Annotated in this window: 14 protein-coding genes and 1 tRNA gene; 9 read left to right on the top strand and 6 right to left on the bottom strand. The window is 67.2% G+C overall.

What is annotated here, in order from left to right:
• Positions 1 to 9 precede the first annotated feature (9 nt).
• The 6 genes from ACNQQL_RS22210 to ACNQQL_RS22185 all read left to right on the top strand — a co-directional run bounded on the left by ACNQQL_RS22210 (position 10) and on the right by ACNQQL_RS22185 (position 7,615).
• Complete coding sequence (locus ACNQQL_RS22210) at positions 10 to 918, top strand: DMT family transporter (RefSeq protein WP_034184796.1); 909 nt, start codon at positions 10 to 12, stop codon at positions 916 to 918.
• 152 nt (positions 919 to 1,070) lie between these two features.
• Complete coding sequence (locus tag ACNQQL_RS22205; protein ID WP_174418161.1) at positions 1,071 to 2,252, top strand: PLP-dependent aminotransferase family protein; 1,182 nt, start codon at positions 1,071 to 1,073, stop codon at positions 2,250 to 2,252.
• Positions 2,253 to 2,296: 44 nt separating this feature from the next.
• Positions 2,297 to 2,755 carry a RidA family protein gene (locus ACNQQL_RS22200; protein ID WP_034208050.1) on the top strand — a complete coding sequence of 153 codons (459 nt, stop codon included), beginning with the start codon at positions 2,297 to 2,299 and terminating at the stop codon, positions 2,753 to 2,755.
• A gap of 13 nt (positions 2,756 to 2,768) precedes the next feature.
• Complete coding sequence (locus ACNQQL_RS22195; protein WP_347065701.1) at positions 2,769 to 3,650, top strand: PhzF family phenazine biosynthesis protein; 882 nt, start codon at positions 2,769 to 2,771, stop codon at positions 3,648 to 3,650.
• A 217-nt stretch (positions 3,651 to 3,867) separates the two neighbouring features.
• Positions 3,868 to 6,207, top strand: a complete 2,340-nt coding sequence (locus ACNQQL_RS22190; RefSeq protein WP_347065699.1) for an EAL domain-containing protein — start codon at positions 3,868 to 3,870, stop codon at positions 6,205 to 6,207.
• A gap of 202 nt (positions 6,208 to 6,409) precedes the next feature.
• Positions 6,410 to 7,615 carry a chromate transporter gene (locus ACNQQL_RS22185; protein WP_347065697.1) on the top strand — a complete coding sequence of 402 codons (1,206 nt, stop codon included), beginning with the start codon at positions 6,410 to 6,412 and terminating at the stop codon, positions 7,613 to 7,615.
• A gap of 54 nt (positions 7,616 to 7,669) precedes the next feature.
• On the opposite strand, the gene ACNQQL_RS22180 is transcribed toward ACNQQL_RS22185, so the two are convergent.
• Complete coding sequence (locus ACNQQL_RS22180; protein ID WP_072440835.1) at positions 7,670 to 8,116, bottom strand: multidrug/biocide efflux PACE transporter; 447 nt, start codon at positions 8,114 to 8,116, stop codon at positions 7,670 to 7,672.
• A gap of 112 nt (positions 8,117 to 8,228) precedes the next feature.
• Here ACNQQL_RS22180 and ACNQQL_RS22175 point away from each other — a divergent pair, with 112 nt between their 5' ends.
• Positions 8,229 to 9,113 (top strand): LysR family transcriptional regulator, encoded by an 885-nt coding sequence (locus ACNQQL_RS22175; RefSeq protein ID WP_347065694.1) that lies wholly within the window; start codon positions 8,229 to 8,231, stop codon positions 9,111 to 9,113.
• A 48-nt stretch (positions 9,114 to 9,161) separates the two neighbouring features.
• Here ACNQQL_RS22175 and ACNQQL_RS22170 read toward each other — a convergent pair whose 3' ends face one another.
• The 5 genes from ACNQQL_RS22170 to ACNQQL_RS22150 form a co-directional block, all read right to left on the bottom strand.
• Complete coding sequence (locus tag ACNQQL_RS22170; RefSeq protein WP_047898700.1) at positions 9,162 to 9,620, bottom strand: CopD family protein; 459 nt, start codon at positions 9,618 to 9,620, stop codon at positions 9,162 to 9,164.
• Between the two features lie 257 nt (positions 9,621 to 9,877).
• Positions 9,878 to 12,199, bottom strand: a complete 2,322-nt coding sequence (gene parC / locus ACNQQL_RS22165; RefSeq protein WP_347065692.1) for a DNA topoisomerase IV subunit A — start codon at positions 12,197 to 12,199, stop codon at positions 9,878 to 9,880.
• A gap of 66 nt (positions 12,200 to 12,265) precedes the next feature.
• Positions 12,266 to 14,248, bottom strand: a complete 1,983-nt coding sequence (gene parE / locus ACNQQL_RS22160) for a DNA topoisomerase IV subunit B (RefSeq protein WP_034184787.1) — start codon at positions 14,246 to 14,248, stop codon at positions 12,266 to 12,268.
• A 241-nt stretch (positions 14,249 to 14,489) separates the two neighbouring features.
• Positions 14,490 to 16,439: an ATP-binding cassette domain-containing protein gene (locus ACNQQL_RS22155; RefSeq protein ID WP_347065690.1), complete on the bottom strand. Its 1,950-nt coding sequence runs from the start codon at positions 16,437 to 16,439 to the stop codon at positions 14,490 to 14,492.
• 283 nt (positions 16,440 to 16,722) lie between these two features.
• A complete protein-coding gene (locus ACNQQL_RS22150; protein ID WP_204424036.1) occupies positions 16,723 to 17,127 on the bottom strand; it encodes a DUF4399 domain-containing protein in 405 nt (134 codons plus the stop codon).
• Between the two features lie 198 nt (positions 17,128 to 17,325).
• Here ACNQQL_RS22150 and ACNQQL_RS22145 point away from each other — a divergent pair, with 198 nt between their 5' ends.
• On the top strand, positions 17,326 to 17,508 hold the full coding sequence (locus ACNQQL_RS22145; RefSeq protein ID WP_006398668.1) for a rubredoxin: 183 nt from the start codon (positions 17,326 to 17,328) through the stop codon (positions 17,506 to 17,508).
• Between the two features lie 132 nt (positions 17,509 to 17,640).
• Positions 17,641 to 17,715: transfer RNA gene (locus tag ACNQQL_RS22140), tRNA-Arg, on the top strand.
• Positions 17,716 to 17,768 lie beyond the last annotated feature (53 nt).

Genomic DNA, 17,768 nt, shown 5'->3' with positions numbered 1-17,768 from the left:
ACCTTCGACATGAATTCGCGCGAAACCCGGGGCATGCTGCTCGGCCTGATCGGCGTGATGATCTTCAGCCTGACGCTGCCGATGACGCGCATCGTCGTGTCCGAACTCAATCCGCTGCTCAACGGGCTCGGCCGCGCGCTCGCCGCCGCCGTGCCGGCCGGCCTGCTGCTGTGGTGGCGCCGCGAGCCGCTGCCGACGCGCGCGCAGCTGAAAAGCCTCGCGATCACGTCGGCCGGCGTGATCATCGCGTATCCGGTGTTCTCCGCGTGGGCGATGAAATCCGTGCCGGCCTCGCACGGCGCGGTCGTCAACGGGCTGCAGCCGCTGTTCGTCGCGTTGTATGCGGCATGGCTGTCGCACGAGCGGCCGTCGAAGGCGTTCTGGGCCAGCGCGGTGGCCGGCAGCGCGCTCGTGATCGCGTTCGCGCTGCGCGACGGCGGCGGCACCGTACAGGCCGGCGACGCGCTGATGCTCGTCGCGGTCGGCATCGGCGCGCTCGGCTATGCGGAAGGCGCGCGCCTCGCGCGCCAGATCGGCGGCTGGCAGGTGATCTGCTGGGCGCTCGTCGTGTCCGCGCCGTTCCTCGTGCTGCCGGTCGGCTGGCTCGCGTGGCTGCAGCATGCCGCGCATCCGGGCCCGCTCGCGCTGCGCACGTGGCTCGCGTTCGGGTACGTGACCCTCTTTTCGCAGTTCATCGGCTTCTTCGCGTGGTACGCGGGGCTCGCGATGGGCGGCATCGCGCGCGTCGGCCAGGTGCAGTTGCTGCAGATTTTCTTCACGATTGCATTTTCCGCGCTGCTGTTCGGCGAAACGGTCACGCCGTCGACGTGGCTGTTCGCGGCCGCCGTGATCGCCACCGTGGTGCTCGGGCGCCGCTCGGCGGTCGCCACCGCCGCGCAACCGGCTCGCGCCGGCTGAACAGGTGCGCCATAATGGCTGTTTTGCCTGATCGGTTTTGCCCACCCAGCCGCGAAGGCTCGACCGCGCTCGCGCATGCCCACCCGGCAGCGTCGAAGCGATCCGCCCGAACGACCTTTCTTGACTGACCACGATATCCGAACGAGGAGACTATGAATCCGAGCGACCTGCATCCGCCGCACTGGCAGCTTTCCGAACGCGCCCGCAAGCTGACGAGCTCTGCGATCCGCGAGATCCTGAAGGTCACGGAACGCCCCGAGGTCATCTCGTTCGCCGGCGGCCTGCCCGCCCCCGCGACGTTCCCGGCCGAGCGCATGCGCGCCGCCGCCGACCGCGTGCTGCGCGACGCGCCGGCCGCCGCGCTCCAGTACAGCGCGACCGAAGGCTACCTGCCGCTGCGCGAGTGGATCGCCGAGCGTTACAGCGTGCGCGTGTCGCAGGTGCTGATCACGACCGGCTCGCAGCAGGCGCTCGACCTGCTCGGCAAGGCGCTTATCGATCCGGGCAGCCCGATCCTCGTCGAAACGCCGACCTACCTCGGCGCGCTGCAGTCGTTCTCGCTGTACGAACCGCGCTACGTACAGGTGCCGACCGACGAGCAGGGCCTGCTGCCGGAAGGCCTCACGCCCGAACTCACGCAAGGCGCGCGCCTCCTGTACGCGCAGCCGAACTTCCAGAACCCGACCGGCCGCCGCCTGCCCGTCGAGCGCCGCCGCGCGCTCGCCGCGTTCGCGCAGACGAGCCCGTTCCCGGTGCTGGAAGACGATCCGTACGGCGCGCTGAACTACCGCGGCGAGCCGCTGCCGACGATGCTGTCGATGGCGCCCGACCACGTCGTGCACCTCGGCACGTTCTCGAAGGTGCTCGCACCGGGCCTGCGGATCGGCTACATCATTGCCCCCGAGGAACTCCACTTCAAGCTCGTGCAGGCCAAGCAGGCCACCGACCTGCACACGCCGACGCTGACGCAGCGCATCGCGCACGAAGTGATCAAGGACGGCTTCCTCGACGAACACATCCCGACGATCCGCGAACTGTACAGCGCGCAATGCGACGCGATGCTCGGCGCGCTGGCACGCCACATGCCGGAAGGCGTCACGTGGAACCGCCCGGAAGGCGGGATGTTCATCTGGGTGAACCTGCCCGCGCAGATCGACAGCATGAAGCTGCTCGCCGCGGCCGTCGACAACCACGTCGCCTTCGTGCCGGGCGCGCCGTTCTTCGCGAACGACGCGCAGCAGAACACGCTGCGCCTGTCGTTCGTCACGGTGCCGCCCGAGAAGATCGAGGAAGGCGTAGCTCGCCTCGGCAAGCTGCTGCGCGAGCGCCTCTGATCCCACCCTTTTCCTGTCACGACTCTCTACGAGGAATCGAACGCATGGCTAACGTCTACGACAAACTGAAGTCGCTCGGCATCGAGCTCCCGACCGCCGGCGCACCGGCTGCCGCCTACGTGATGAGCGCGCAAAGCGGCAACACTGTCTACCTGTCGGGCCACATCGCGAAGAAGGACGGCAAGGTCTGGGCCGGCAAGCTCGGCGCGGATCTGCAGACGGAAGACGGCAAGGCGGCCGCGCGCTCGATCGCGATCGACCTGCTCGCCACGCTGCACGCGCACACCGGCGACCTGAACAAGGTCACGCGCATCGTCAAGCTGATGAGCCTCGTCAACTCGACGCTCGACTTCACCGAACAGCACATCGTGACGAACGGCGCGTCGGAGCTGATCGCCGAAGTGTTCGGCGATGCGGGCAAGCACGCACGCTCGGCCTTCGGCGTCGCGCAGATCCCGCTCGGCGCGTGCGTCGAGATCGAGCTGATCGCCGAAGTCGCGTAACGGGCGCAGCGCGATGCCCGGTCATCTCGTCCGCTTCAAGCAGGTCGACGTGTTCACGTCGGTACCGTTCAAGGGCAACCCGCTCGCCGTGGTGTTCGACGCCGATTCGCTCGGCAACGACGACATGCTCGCGATCGCCCGCTGGACCAACCTGTCGGAGACGACGTTCGTCTGCACCCCGACCGATCCGGAAGCCAACTACCGCGTGCGAATCTTCACGCCGGGCGGCGAACTGCCGTTCGCCGGCCACCCGACGCTCGGCACCGCGCACGCGTTCCTGGAAAGCGGCGCGCGGCCGCGCACGCCGGGCCGGCTGATCCAGCAGTGCGGGGTCGGCCGGGTCGCGCTGCGCGAGCAGGCCGACGGCTGGGCGTTCGCCGCGCCGCCGGCACGCGTCACGCCGCTCGACCGTTCGGACTACGCGGCGCTGGCTGCCGCGTTGCGCAGCGACGCGCTCGACCTGGATGCGCAGCCGTGCGCGGTCGACAACGGCGCGCCGTGGCTGGTCGTGCGGCTGACGTCGGCCGACGCATGCATCGGCCTGTCGCCCGATCCGGCCGCGCTGGAAGCGATCACGCACCGCTACGGCACGCACGGCCTCGCGGTCTATGCGCCGCACGCCGACGGCGGCCCCGCCACGTTCGAAATCCGCTGCCTGATGACGGGCGGCAGCTTCGGCGTCGGCGAGGACCCCGTCACGGGCAGCGCCAACGCCGCGCTGGCCGGGCTGCTGACGCGGCAGGAACGCCGCCCCGGCAGGTCGTATACGGCCCGCCAGGGCACGGCGATCGGCCGCGACGGCCGCATCTTCGTCAGCTACGACGAGGACGGCACGACGTGGATCGGCGGCCACACCGTCACGGTCGTCGACGGCACGTTCCGGTCACCTGACTGACATTTCGCGATGTGCGATGGCGCCGGCCCGTCCGGCGCCCCTCCGATTCGCCCAACTATCGCAAAAACCCTCCAGCCAGTAATATCGGGCCTAATCCGTTGTTTCGGAGGTCTGTCGATGGTTGCGCATCCCGCGAACGAACAGACGCCGGGGCGACCCGAACCATAGCCGGCCATCCCGACGGATGGCGCACGCGAGCAGGACGCCACCCTCTTCGATGAGCTCCGCCCGGTCCAACCCTACGCCGCCTACCCGGCCGCTGCGCGCGCCGCGCAAATCGCGCCGGCGTGCGCTATTCGCGATCCCGCTGCTCGGGATGCTGGCGCTTGCGCTGCTGTGGGCCGTGATCGTCGCGCGTCTGTCGGTCGAGAAGGACAGCGCGTACAAGGAAGCGGCGGCGTCCGCGGCGATCCTGTCCTCCGCGCTCGAGCAGCATACGGTCAAGGCGATCCACCAGGTCGACCAGATCACCCGCTTCGTCAAGTTCGAGTTCGAGAAGTCGCCCGCGCGCTTCAATCTCGCGAGCACCGTCGAGAAAGGCGTCGTGCCGAGCGATACGCTGATCCAGGTGTCGCTCGTCAACGCCAGGGGCATCCTGTTCGCGAACACCGCCGAAATCCATCCGCAGCCGATCAACCTGTCCGATCGGGAGCACTTCAAGGTCCACCTCGCGCACAACGACGACCGCCTCTATATCAGCAAGCCCGTGCTCGGCCGCGTGTCGAGCCACTGGACGCTGCAGATGACGCGGCGCCTGAACAACCCGGACGGCAGCTTCGCGGGCATCGTCGTCGTGTCGGAAGACCCGAGCTATTTCACGAACGACTTCTACAACAACGCGGCGATCGGCAAGGAAGGCGTGATCGCGGTCGTGTCCGACACGGGCGGCGTGCTCGCGCGGCGCACGGGCTCGCTCAGCAACGCGCCGGGCGCGTTTTCGGCATCGGGCGTCTACCCGATCGCCGAGCGCGTGACGGGCACGATCATCGACCCGATCGACGGCGTGACACGCATCGTGTCGTACCGCCACCTCGACGGCTACCCGCTCGCGGTGATGGTCGGGCTGTCGCAGACCGAGGAATTCGCGGATTACTACCACACGCGCAACGTCTACCTGCTGATGACGAGCTTCATCACGCTCGCGATGCTCGCGTTCTTCGGCGTCGCGACGGGCCTGATCGGCAAGCTGCTCGGCCGCGAGCGCGAGATGACGCAGCTCGCGGAATTCGACCTGCTCACCGGCCTCGCGAACCGCTATGCGACGCTGCGCGGGCTGCGCAACGACGTGTCGATGCCGACGAGCCTGTCGCGGCTCGGCCTGCTGTTCATCGATCTCGACAACTTCAAGACCGTCAACGACACGCTCGGCCACAACGCCGGCGACATCGTGCTGCAGATGACCGCGTCGCGCCTGTCCGATGCGGTCGGCGACGAAGGCTCGCTCGCTCGCATCGGCGGCGACGAGTTCGTCGTCGTGATGAAGGGCGACGACGTCGAGCGGCGCGCGGTGCGCCTCGCCGAAGCGATCATCCGGATGTTCGCCGAGCCGTTCGACGTGCGCGGCAGTTCGTTCGTGCTGCATGCGAGCATCGGCATCGCGCTGCACTCCGTCGCGAACGAGAGCGAGATCGACCTGCTGAAGAAGGCCGACCTCGCGATGTACAGCGCGAAGGACGCAGGCAAGAACTGCTACCAGTTCTATGCGCCGCACCTGTCGCACCGTGCCGACCACCTGATGCGCTGGGAACAGCAATTGCGCGTCGCGCTCGCCGAGGGGCAGCTGTTCCTCGCATACCAGCCGAAAATCGACCTCACGCACCGCACCATTACCGGCTTCGAGGCGCTCGCGCGCTGGGACCACCCCGAGCACGGGATCATTTCCGCGAACGAATTCATTTCGATCGCCGAATCGACGGGCCTGATCGTGCCGATCGGCGACTTCGTGATCCGCACCGCGTGCGAGCAGATCGCGCGCTGGCGCGACGAGGGCCACGACACGCTGACGCTCGCGGTCAATATCTCGCCCGTGCAGTTCTGGCGCGGCGACCTGATCGAGACGATCTCGAGCACGCTGCAGGAAACCGGCATCGACGCGAACCGGCTCGAACTCGAGATCACCGAAACCGCGATGATGGAATATCCGGAACTCGTGTCCGAGAAGATCGTCGCGCTGAAGAAGCTCGGCATCCGGATCGCACTCGACGATTTCGGCACCGGCTATTCGTCGCTGTCGTACCTGCACCGCTTCTCCGTCGACACGCTGAAGGTCGACCGCTCGTTCGTGCAGGCGATCCCGACCGATCGCAGCGTGTGCGTGATGGTGTCTTCGATCGTGCATCTCGCGCGCTCACTCGGCCTGACCGTCGTCGTCGAAGGCACGGAAACCGAGGAGCAGATCACGTGGCTGTCCGCGCTCGGCGAGATCGAGGCGCAGGGCTTCCTGTTCTCTCGCCCGGTGCCGGCCGACGCGATTCCCGCGCTGATCGCGCGCTTCGGCGTGCGCGGCGGCCATCCGAACGTCATCGCGCACCGCGCGACCGGCAGCACGGGCGCCTGAGCGCACCGTGGCCCGGCCGCGGCGTGCGTTGCGCACTGCCGCAATTATTTCGTTTTCCGATCCGATTGTTTAGTTCATTAACTAGCGTTTTCGCGCATGGCGATGTCACGATGCGCGGCGGACAATTGGGAGGGCCAACGTATCGGCGGGCCGCCGGCACGCCCACATGCACGAGATCCGGCCCTGCGCCAACACCACAATCATGACAACCGTCGAAGTCGAAGCGACCGCTCGTGTCGAAGAGGCACCGGCATCCCTATGGACCTTGTTCAAGGTCGTCGCCGGCATTTCGGCGATCTCGTGGGGCGGGCTTTCGATGATGGCGCAACTCGAACGCCACTACGTGGAACGGCTGCAGCGCATCGAACCGCACGTATTCGGCGATCTCGTCGCGCTCGCGTGGCTCGTGCCGGGCCCCGTCGGCTGCAATGTTGCGGTGCAGGTCGGCCAGACGCTGCACGGCCGCGCCGGCGCATGGGTCGCCGGCCTCGCGAGCGTGCTGCCGTTTTCCATCCTGATGACGCTGTTCGCGATCTTCTATCGCACGCCGCTCGTGCGCTCGCTTGCCGCGCCGATGCTGATCAATCACTTCGGGATGGTGCTCGCCGCACTGATCGGCGTCACGTGGGTCAAGCAGTTGCGCATGCTCGCGCGCACGCGGCTCGAACAGGCGATCGCCGCGCTGTCGACGATTCTGCTCGCTTTCGCGCATAGTCCGGCTGCTTTCGTCGGGATTCTTTTCGCTGCGTTTGCAGCGGGCTGGCTGACTGGGCCGACGCAACGCGACGCGGTCGATTTCACGCTGTCGAGACGCGACCGCAACCTGCTCGTGCTGCTCGGCGTGCTCGTCGCGTTGTTCGCCGTGCCGCTGCCAGGCGATTACCAGGAGCAACTGCTGTGGCCGCGCCTCGCGGGCGCCGGCATGACGCTGTTCGGCGGCGGCTTCTCCGCGCTGCCGGTGCTCAAGACGCTGTTCGTCTCGCCGGCCACGGGCATCTCCGATCACGACTTCACGCTGGCGTTCGCGCTGTCCCCCGTGGCGCCGGGGCCGCTGCTGAACGTCGTGCCGTTTCTCGGCTACCTGACCGACGGCTGGGTCGGCGCGCTGCTCGCCACGGCCGCGCTGTTCATTCCGTCGGGTTGTCTCGTCGTGTTTGCTCAGAACCACCTGTCCCGGCTCAAGCGCCATTCGCGCTTCGAGCACGGGATGCGCCTGCTGCGCGCGGCGACGACGGGCTTTCTCGTCGTCGCCGTCGTGAAGATTCTGCATCGCGAGCCGGCCGACCCGATTTACTGGCTGACGGGCGCGTTCGCGACGCTGTGCTTCACGCGCCTCAGGGTGCCCGTCTATGCCGTCTACGGCGCGGTCGCGGTTGTCTGCGGCGTGTGGCTGTGGGCCGCGCGCTGACGGGCGGCCGTCACTCTACCGGACTCGACCGGCACTCACCGGCACCAGGCGACTTCACCCCGCCTGCACCGCGACCCGGCGTGCCATCCAGCGGGCGCGCAGCGCGTCGTACGCGAGGTTGAAGCAGAACGTGTACGGCAGGAAGAACAGCACGATGCCGAGGTCGAGCAGCAGCGCCTCGACGAGGCTCACGTTCAGCCACCACGCGGCAACCGGCACCACCATCGCGACGAGGCCGAGCTCGAAGACGACCGCGTGTGCGATCCGCATGCCGAGCGTGCGCGACAGCCCCGCGCGCCGTTCGAAGCGGTCGAACAGCGTGTTGAAGGTCATGTTCCACGCCATCGCGATCAGCGACACCATCACCGTCAGCACGCCGACGTGCGATACCGGCATGTCGAGCAGCCACGCGCCGATCGGCGCGCACAGCGCGATCGCGACCAGCTCGAACGTCAGCGCATGCAGCAACCGTTCCGTCACCGTTTTGTTCATCTGTTTCATGGTTCCCTCCGATTCGTTACGTCATTCATGTCGGTCATTTTGATCGGCGCAACCGTATGAATCCAGTTTGATATCATCGGTTTTACCGATACTACAAAGTCTGGAGCGCCACATGCGCCACGCCCCCGAAGCCCTGCTCGCATTCGCCGAAGCCGCGCTGCTCGGCTCGTTCACTGCCGCCGCGCGCAAGCTCGGCAAGCGCCAGTCGACCGTGTCGGAGGCGATCGCGAACCTCGAGATCGATCTCGGCGTGCAGTTGTTCGACCGCTCGACGCGCGCACCGACGCTGACCGACGCCGGGCGCGCGCTGCTGCCGCAGGTGCAGCGCACACTCGAGGCCGGCGCGGCGATCGACCGCACGGCCGCGCGGCTCGCACGCGGCGAGGAAGCACGGCTGACGCTCGTCGTGTCCGATACGTACCAGTCGAAGCGCTACGAGGAAACGTTGATGGCACTCGAACGGCGCTTTCCGGCGCTCGAGCTCGAATGCCAGATCGCCGAGCACGAAGACGTGCTCGACCTGATCCAGCAGGGTCGCGCGCAGCTCGGGCTGATGGCCGCGCGCGCTGCCTACCCGGCCGATATCGGCGCGGCGACGGTGGCGGAGGAATCGGAGATCGGGCTGTTCGTCGGGCGCACGCATGCGCTTGCGGAATACGGCGGTACGGAAGTGCCGCACGCGGCGCTGCGCGACGTGCGCGAACTGCGCCTCAACACCTATGTGAAAACGGAAGGCCGCAGCGCCGACGACCGGATCGTCGTCGGCACGCAGCACTGGCTGGCGCCGAGCTACCTGATGCTGCTGGAGATGGCGGTGCTGGGGTTCGGCTGGGCCGAACTGCCGCGCTGGATGGTCGACCACTTCGCGCGCGATCGCCTGTGCGAACTGCGCGCACGCGGCTGGCCGCGCCGTGTGCGGGTGGATGCGGTATGGTCGCGCAACCGCCCGCTCGGCCCGGCCGGCGCCTGGCTGCTCGACGCGATGCTGGCCGCGTAGCGGCGCATGCCGGCGCGCCCGCGGTTGGCGCCGGCATGCGCCTGAAGATCAGAAGCCGCGCGACAGCACGGCCGCACCGACCGTGACGACACCGAGCACGAGATTGACGACGACGAGCAGGCGCACCGCGTTCACCGCACGCGCGCCGTCCGGCCAGTTCTGCGCCTGCACCGCGCGGCGGATGCGCGGAAACAGCGCGAAGCGGATGTGCCCGAAGATCAGCATCATCACGACGCCGAGCCCGGCCATCGCGTGCAGCGACCACGTCGCGTGCGCGCCGCCGAATTCCACGAGCAGGAAGCCGCCGGACAGCAGGATCACGATCACGGAACCCGCCACCCAGTTGAAGAAGCGGCCGAACACGCCTTCGATCAGCGGCAACCGGAGCTGCGGCGACAGGTCGGACAGTGCCGGACGCAGGCAGAAGTTCGCGAAGACCATCCCGCCCACCCACACGGCAACGGCCAGCAGATGAAGAAACAGCGCGACGGCAACAGCGTGGGACATGGCGACAATCCTGTGATGGGGTGGGTGCTGCGAACGGCCGCGTCGCACGCGGCACATCGAACGTCGTTCGACCGGCCTGTCGCCGCGCGGTTCAGGCCCCAGGCGCGATTTCACAATATTTTGCAAGTTCCGCGTGACAGCGCCACGCTTGCTTACCCGAATCACCCGAATCCGCGGTCCCAAAGAAAAGGCCGCACGTCCGCCGAAGCGGAAGTGCGGCCTTCGATCGCGGCCGAACCGGACGATCGTGCGCGGCGTCAGCCGAGCAGCGGACGCAGCTCGTTGACGACCTTGAGCTTCGTGTCCGGCGCGCGGCCCTTGCGTGCGCGCTTGCCGATATGCGGCGCGAGCCCCGCATACGACAGCGTGTCGTCCTGCGCCTTGCCGCCGCGGCCGGTGCCGATCAGCACGACGCCCGCCGGATCGATCGCGAGCGCCTGCACGAGCGTTTCCTTGTCGTCGAGCGCCATCAGGATCACGCCGCGGCCGCCGCCGGACAGCGTCTTCATCTCGTCCATCCCGAACACGAGCAGGCGGCCGCCGCTCGACAGGCACGCGACCTGCGTCGCGTTCGGCAGCACGGGCATCGGCGCGAGCGGCACCGCGCCCGTATCGATCGTCATGAACGACTTGCCGGCCTTCACGCGGCTCACCATGTCGCCGACCTTCGCGAGGAAGCCGAAGCCGTTGCTCGATGCGAGCAGCAGTTGCTGGTCGGCCGGCGCCGCATAGTAGTGCATCAGGTGCGAACCCGATTCGAGTTCGATCAGCGACGTGACCGGCACGCCGTCGCCGCGCCCGCCCGGCAGCACCGACACGTCGACCGAATACACGCGGCCGCTGCTGCCCCATGCGATCAGGCGATCGGGCGTGCGGCACTGGAACGCCGCATACAGATGGTCGCCGGCCTTGAACGTGAAGCCGGCCGGGTCGAGCCCGTGGCCCTTCAGCGCGCGTACCCAGCCCTTCTGCGACACGACGACCGTCACCGGCTCGTCGACCACCTTCGCCTCGAACGTCGCGCGCTTTTCCTGCTGGATCAGCGTGCGGCGCTCGTCGCCGTACTGCTTCGCGTCGGCCTCGATCTCCTTGATCATCAGCCGCTTCATCGCGCTTTCGTTCGCGAGCAGTTCCTCAAGCTTCGCCTTCTCGTCGCGCAGCGCTTCGAGTTCCTTCTCGATCTTGATCTTCTCGAGCCGCGCGAGCTGGCGCAGCCGGATTTCGAGAATGTCCTCGGCCTGCCGCTCGGAGAGGCCGAACGCGCTCATCAGCGCAGCCTTCGGCTCGTCCGACTCGCGGATGATGCGGATCACCTCGTCGATGTTCAGGAAGACGATCATCCGCCCTTCGAGGATATGGATGCGGTCGTCGACCTTCGCGAGACGATGGCGCGTGCGCCGCGTCATCGTCAGCTGGCGGAACTTCACCCATTCGTCGAGGATCGTCAGCAGGCCCTTCTGGCCCGGCCGGCCGTCGGCGCCGATCATCACGAGGTTCAGCGTCGCGTTCGATTCGAGACTCGTGTACGCGAGCAGCGTGTTCACGAATTCCGTCTGGTCGATCGTGCGCGACTTCGGCTCGAACACGAGCCGCACCGCCGCTTCCTTGCCCGACTCGTCGCGCACCGCGTCGAGCAGGTCGAGCATCGCCTTCTTCGTGTTGAGCTGTTCGGGCGTCAGCGTCTTCTTGCCGAGCTTGAGCTTCGGGTTGGTCAGTTCCTCGATTTCCTCGAGCACCTTCTGGCCCGACGTGCTCGGCGGCAGCTCGGTGACGACGAGCTGCCACTGGCCGCGCGCGAGATCCTCGATCTTCCAGCGCGCGCGCACCTTCAGGCTGCCGCGGCCCGTTTCGTAGGCCGCCGCGATTTCCGTGTCGCTCGAAATGATCTGGCCGCCGCCCGGGAAATCCGGGCCGGGGATCAGGTTCATCAGCTCCGCGTGCGAAAGCTTCGGATTGCGGATCAGTGCAACCGCCGCGGCCGCCACTTCGCGCAGGTTGTGCGACGGGATTTCCGTCGCGAGGCCGACCGCGATGCCCGACGCGCCGTTCAGCAGCACGAACGGCATGCGGCTCGGCAGCGTCTTCGGTTCGTCGAACGAGCCGTCGTAGTTCGGCATGAAGTCGACCGTGCCCTGGTCGATCTCGTCGAGCAGCAGCTTCGCGATCGGCGTGAGCCGCGCTTCGGTGTAACGCATTGCCGCCGCGCCGTCGCCGTCGCGCGAGCCGAAGTTGCCCTGCCCGTCGATCAGCGGGTAGCGCAGCGAGAAATCCTGCGCGAGACGCACGAGCGCGTCGTATGCCGACTGGTCGCCGTGCGGGTGGTATTTACCGAGCACGTCGCCGACCACGCGCGCCGACTTCACCGGCTTCGCGTCCGGGCCGAGGCCCATTTCGTTCATCGCGAACAGAATCCGGCGCTGCACCGGCTTCTGGCCGTCGCACACGTCGGGCAGCGCGCGGCTCTTCACGACGCTGACCGCGTAGCTGAGATACGCCTGCTCCGCGTAGTTGCCGAGCGTCAGCGCGTCGCTCTCGGGCGCGTCGGGGCTGGCAAAGAGATCGGAAGTGTTGTCGTCCATCTGAATTCCGTATTCGTAAGTGGCGTGAGGCCGGGCCGGGCGTCATGCCCGGCCGCGCGCAGGGGGCTAGATATCCGCTTCGACGTCGTTGCCCTTTTCCTCGAGCCAGCCGCGCCGCGCGGCTGCCTCGCCCTTGCCCATCAGCATCGTCATCCGCGCGACGGTCGCGTCGAAGTCGAGCTCGCCGAGCTTGATCGGCATCAGGCGGCGCGTGTCGGGGTTCATCGTCGTGTCCCAAAGCTGCTCGGCGCTCATTTCGCCGAGCCCCTTGAAGCGGCTGATGCTCCACTGCGTCTCGCGCGCGCCGTCCTTGCGCAGCTTGTCGAGGATCGCTTCCAGCTCGCCGTCGTCGAGCGCATAGAGCTTCTGCGCGGGCTTCTTGCCGCGCGCGGGCGCGTCGACGCGGAACAGCGGCGGCCGTGCGACATACACGTGGCCGCGCTCGATCAGTTGCGGGAAATGCTTGAAGAACAGCGTGAGCAGCAGCACCTGGATGTGCGAGCCGTCGACGTCCGCGTCCGACAGGATGCAGATCTTGCCGTAGCGCAGGTTCGACAGGTCGATGGTGTCGTCCGGGCTGTGCGGATCGACGCCGATCGCAACCGAGATGTCGTGCACTTCGTTGTTCGCGAACAGGCGGTCGCGCTCGGTTTCCCAGGTATTCAGCACCTTGCCGCGCAGCGGCAGGATCGCCTGGTACTCCTTGTCGCGGCCCATCTTCGCGGAGCCGCCCGCCGAATCGCCCTCGACGAGGAACAGCTCGTTGCGCTCGATATCCTCGGTCTCGCAGTCGGTCAGCTTGCCGGGCAGCACCGCGACGCCCGAGCTCTTGCGCTTCTCGACCTTCTGGCCCGCGCGCGTGCGCGCCTGCGCCTGCTTGATCACGAGTTCGGCGAGCTTCTTGCCGTGCTCGACGTGCTGGTTCAGCCACAGTTCGAGCGCGGGGCGCGAGAACGACGACACGAGCTTCACCGCGTCGCGGCTGTTCAGGCGTTCCTTGATCTGCCCCTGGAACTGCGGATCGAGCACCTTCGCGGACAGCACGAACGACACGCGCGCGAACACGTCTTCGGCGAGCAGCTTCACGCCCTTCGGCTGCAGATTGTGCAGCTCGACGAAGCTTTTCACCGCCTGATAGAGACCGTCGCGCAGCCCCGATTCGTGCGTGCCGCCTGCCGGCGTCGGGATCAGGTTCACGTACGACTCGCGCACGAGCGAGCCTTCCTCGCTCCAGGCGACGACCCACGACGCGCCCTCGCCCTCGGCGAACGTATCGTCACCCGAACGCGAATCGGCGAAACGCTCGCCTTCGAACAGCGGGATCAGCAGTTCGCTGCCGTTCATCTCGTCGAGCAGGTAGCCGCGCAGGCCGTCCTCGTACTTCCACGTCTGGCGCTCGCCGGTCTTTTCGTTGACGAGCACGACCTCGACGCCCGGCAGCAGCACGGCCTTCGAGCGCAGCAGGCGCTGCAGTTCGCCGAGCGGCAGGTTCGGCGAATCGAAGTACTTCGGATTCGGCCACACCTGCACGCGCGTGCCGGATTTCTTCTCGCCCCGGCCCGCGCCCTGCGTCGCCAGCGGCTTCACGACGTCGCCGTCGGCGAAGCCGAGCTCGGCGATCTTGCCGTCGCGCCAGACCGTTACGTCGAGGCGCGTCGCGAGCGCGTTCGTCACCGACACGCCGACGCCGTGCAGGCCGCCCGAGAACGTATACGCGCCGCCCGCGGCCTTGTCGAACTTGCCGCCCGCATGTAGGCGCGTGAACACGATCTCGACGACCGGCACGCCTTCTTCGGGGTGCATGCCGAACGGGATGCCGCGGCCGTCGTCCTCGACCGACACCGACTGGTCGGTGTGCAGCGTGACCGTGATCTGCTTGCCGTAGCCGCCGAGTGCCTCGTCGGACGCGTTGTCGATGACTTCCTGGATGATGTGCAGCGGATTCTCGGTACGGGTGTACATGCCGGGCCGCTGCTTGACCGGCTCGAGACCCTTGAGCACCTTGATCGATGCTTCGCTATAGGCCGCGCTGGGTTTCTTCGTTGACATAGGCGCTGAATTTCGTCATTCATCGGGACGTTGTCCACACCTCGTGTGGATAACGTCGTGGACAAAACGTTGAGTTCCGTAAAAAAGCGAATCGAAACAACGGTGTGCTTGGACTGCTCCGAAAGCGGGCGCGCGGCGTGCTGCGCTACCCGGGACGCGCGGTATTTTACTGGTTCCGCGTGGCACGCCAATCGCGAGATTGTCGCGCGGCCATCGCCGGCCGCGCGGCGCGCGACGCGCGTTATGCCGGCTTGCGCTTCGCCTCGAGCGTTTCCCACCGTTCGAGTGCGGCGAGCAATTCGTCGTCGATCGCCGCGAACCGCTCGGTCAGGCGCGTGCCTTCCTGCGGATCCTTCGCGAAAATCGAGCCGTCCTCGAGCTGCGCATTGATCGTCTTCTGCTCTTCTTCGAGCGCGGCGATCTTCTCCGGCAGCGAATCGAGTTCGCGCTGCTCGTTGAACGACAGCTTCACCGTGCGCTGCGCATTGCGGCCCGCGGCGCTCTTCGCCGGCTCTTCCTTGACGGGCGCCGCTTCCTTGACCGCGCGCTTCGCGGCTTCCTGCTGCGCGAGCTGCTCCGAGCGCTCGCTCTGGATCTGCCAGTCGGTGAAGCCGCCGACGTATTCGCGCCACTTGCCGTCGCCTTCGGCCGCGATCACCGACGTCACGACGTTGTCGAGGAACGCGCGATCGTGGCTGACGAGCAGCACCGTGCCGTCGTAGTCGGCCAGCAACTCTTCGAGCAGTTCGAGCGTCGGGATGTCGAGGTCGTTGGTCGGTTCGTCGAGCACCAGCACGTTGGCCGGACGCGCGAACAGGCGCGCGAGCAGCAGCCGGTTGCGCTCGCCGCCCGACAGCGACTTCACCGGCGAACGCGCGCGTTCCGGCGCGAACAGGAAGTCGCCGAGATAGCTCATCACGTGCTTGCGCACGCCGCCGATCTCGACCCATTCGCTGCCGGGGCTGATGGTATCCGCGAGGCTCTTCTCCTGGTCGAGCTGCGCGCGCATCTGGTCGAAATACGCGACCTGAAGGTTCGTGCCGGTGCGCACCGTGCCTTCGTCGGGCTTCAGCTCGCCGAGGATCAGCTTGAGCAGCGTGGTCTTGCCCGCGCCGTTCGGGCCGACGAAGCCGATCTTGTCGCCGCGCATGACCGTCGTCGAGAAGCGGTCGACGACCGTACGGCCGCCGTAGCGCTTCGTCACGTCGGTCAGCTCCGCGACGATCTTGCCGGACTTCTCGCCCTGCGCGACGTCGAGCCTTACGTTGCCCTGCGAATTGCGGCGCTCCGCGCGCTCGTGACGCATCTGCTCGAGCCGCGCGACGCGACCGACGCTGCGCGTGCGGCGCGCCTCGACGCCCTTGCGGATCCACACCTCTTCCTGCGCGAGCAGCTTGTCGAACTTGTCGTTTTCCACGCGCTCGACTTCGAGCTGTTGAGCCTTGCGTGTCTGGTACGCGGAGAAATTGCCCGGGTACGACAGCAGCCGGCCGCGGTCGAGCTCGACGATGCGCGTCGCGACGCGGTCGAGAAACGCGCGATCGTGCGTGATGAACAGCAGGCCCGCGCGCTGCGCGACGAGCAGCTCTTCCAGCCAGCGGATGCCGTCGAAGTCGAGGTGGTTGGTCGGTTCGTCGAGCAGCAGCACGTCGGGCTGCAGCACCAGCGCGCGCGCCAGCGCGACGCGCTTCTGCATCCCGCCCGACAGCGCGTCGACGCTCGCGTCGCCGTCCGGCATGCCGATCTGCGCGAGCGTCATCGACACGCGCGTGCGCCAGCTCCATGCGTCGTGCGCGTCGAGCGACGATTGCAGCGCGTTCATCCGCGCGAGCAGCGCATCGTGCTCGGCGCCTTCCGGTATATCCGCGAGGCGGTGCGCGATCGAATCGTATTCTTCGAGCAGTTCGCGCGTGTGCGTGAGCCCCGACGCGACCGCATCGAACACCGTCGCGCCCGGCTCGAATTCGGGCTCCTGCGGCACGTAGACGGTCACCAGTTCCTGCTGGCGCGTGACCAGCCCGTCGTCGGGCTTCGCGAGGCCGGCGACGATCTTCAGCAGCGACGACTTGCCCGCGCCGTTGCGGCCGATCAGGCCGACGCGCTCGCCGGCTTCCAGCGAGAAATCCGCGTGATCGAGCAACGCGACGTGACCGAACGCGAGCTGCGCGCCGGTAATGGAATAGAGCGACATGGGGAGACGGCGGAGAGAGAGGAATCGGAAGCGCCCATTGTACCGGTCGCGGACGCCACCACCGGTATGTCCGGACGGACTAGCCCTGCGAGCGGCACTCGAACCGCGTCGACGCGGTGCGATGGAGCGGTGCCATGTATGGCTTGCGGCCGGTTTCCGGTGCCGGATGCCGGCCGCGGATTGCGCGGGACCGGGTGAACGGGCGAATGCCGGCCCGATGCCCGCGGCCGGTCGACCGGCCATCCCGCGCATGGCGCATCGGGTGCCGGCGCGGGATGCGCGGTTACTTCACGTTGACCGTGATCGTCGAACTCATTTCGGGACCGTACGAACGGTGCGCACCGTCGCCGAGCTGCAGCGTCAGCGTGTGCGGGCCGGGCGGCAGCTTCACATCGGTTTCGGTCTGGCCCTTGCCGAAATGCAGAGAATGGTCGGACGCCGGGATCACGTCGCCCTTCGGCACCGGCTTGCCGTCGATCAGCAGGTGATGGTGGCCCGTATTCGGCGTCATGTCGCCGGCCGGCTTGAGCGCCACGCCTTCGAGACCGAACTTCACGTGCACGGGGCTGGACACCGTCGCGCCGTCCTGCGGCTCGACAAAGAACACGCGCGCTTCCGCGCGCGCAAGCGTCGACACGGCCAGCGCCGCGACACAAACCGCACCCGCGATCCACTTTCTGTTGAGCATCGTTTCCTCCTTCAGATTGACAGGCCCACGAAGCATACACTGCAAGCCCGCCGCACGCGATGTCACCCATTGTTCGCAATGCGTACGTTTAAAACGACGTTGCGCAGGCGTTCGGCGAAATTCCGGTAACATTGCGCCTTTCGTCCGCCGGCGAGGCTGCGGACGGCATTACCGAGTTTTCATTATCACGAGCGCTACATGAGCGAAGTAACCGAATACCAGAGCTGGGTCTGCCTGATTTGCGGGTGGGTCTACAACGAAGCGGAAGGGCTGCCCGACGAGGGCATCGCGCCCGGCACCCGTTTTGCCGACATTCCCGCCGACTGGCGGTGCCCGCTGTGCGACGTGGGCAAGGAAGATTTCGTCGTCGTCGATTTCTGATCGCGGCTGACCGCGCGATACGCGCGTCGGCGTGCAATCCGCCCGCCGATGCGCCGCGCGTTTGCTATACTCTGCGCGCTGTCCACACCGCCGTCCGGTTCGCGTTTTTCGCGCGATCGCCCGGACATGGCTCTCCCCGTAGTTCAATGGATAGAACAAGCGCCTCCTAAGCGCTAGATACAGGTTCGATTCCTGTCGGGGGGACCAGCCAAGCCCGAAACCATCCCCAAGATTCACAAGAAATCCCCCGCTCAGGCCCG

This window comes from Burkholderia sp. LFS061 (genome assembly GCF_047978125.1).
Taxonomy (GTDB): Bacteria; Pseudomonadota; Gammaproteobacteria; order Burkholderiales; family Burkholderiaceae; genus Burkholderia; species Burkholderia pyrrocinia_C.
Note: the sequence above shows the minus strand (reverse complement) of the source record. Positions and strands in the feature narration are given on the sequence as shown.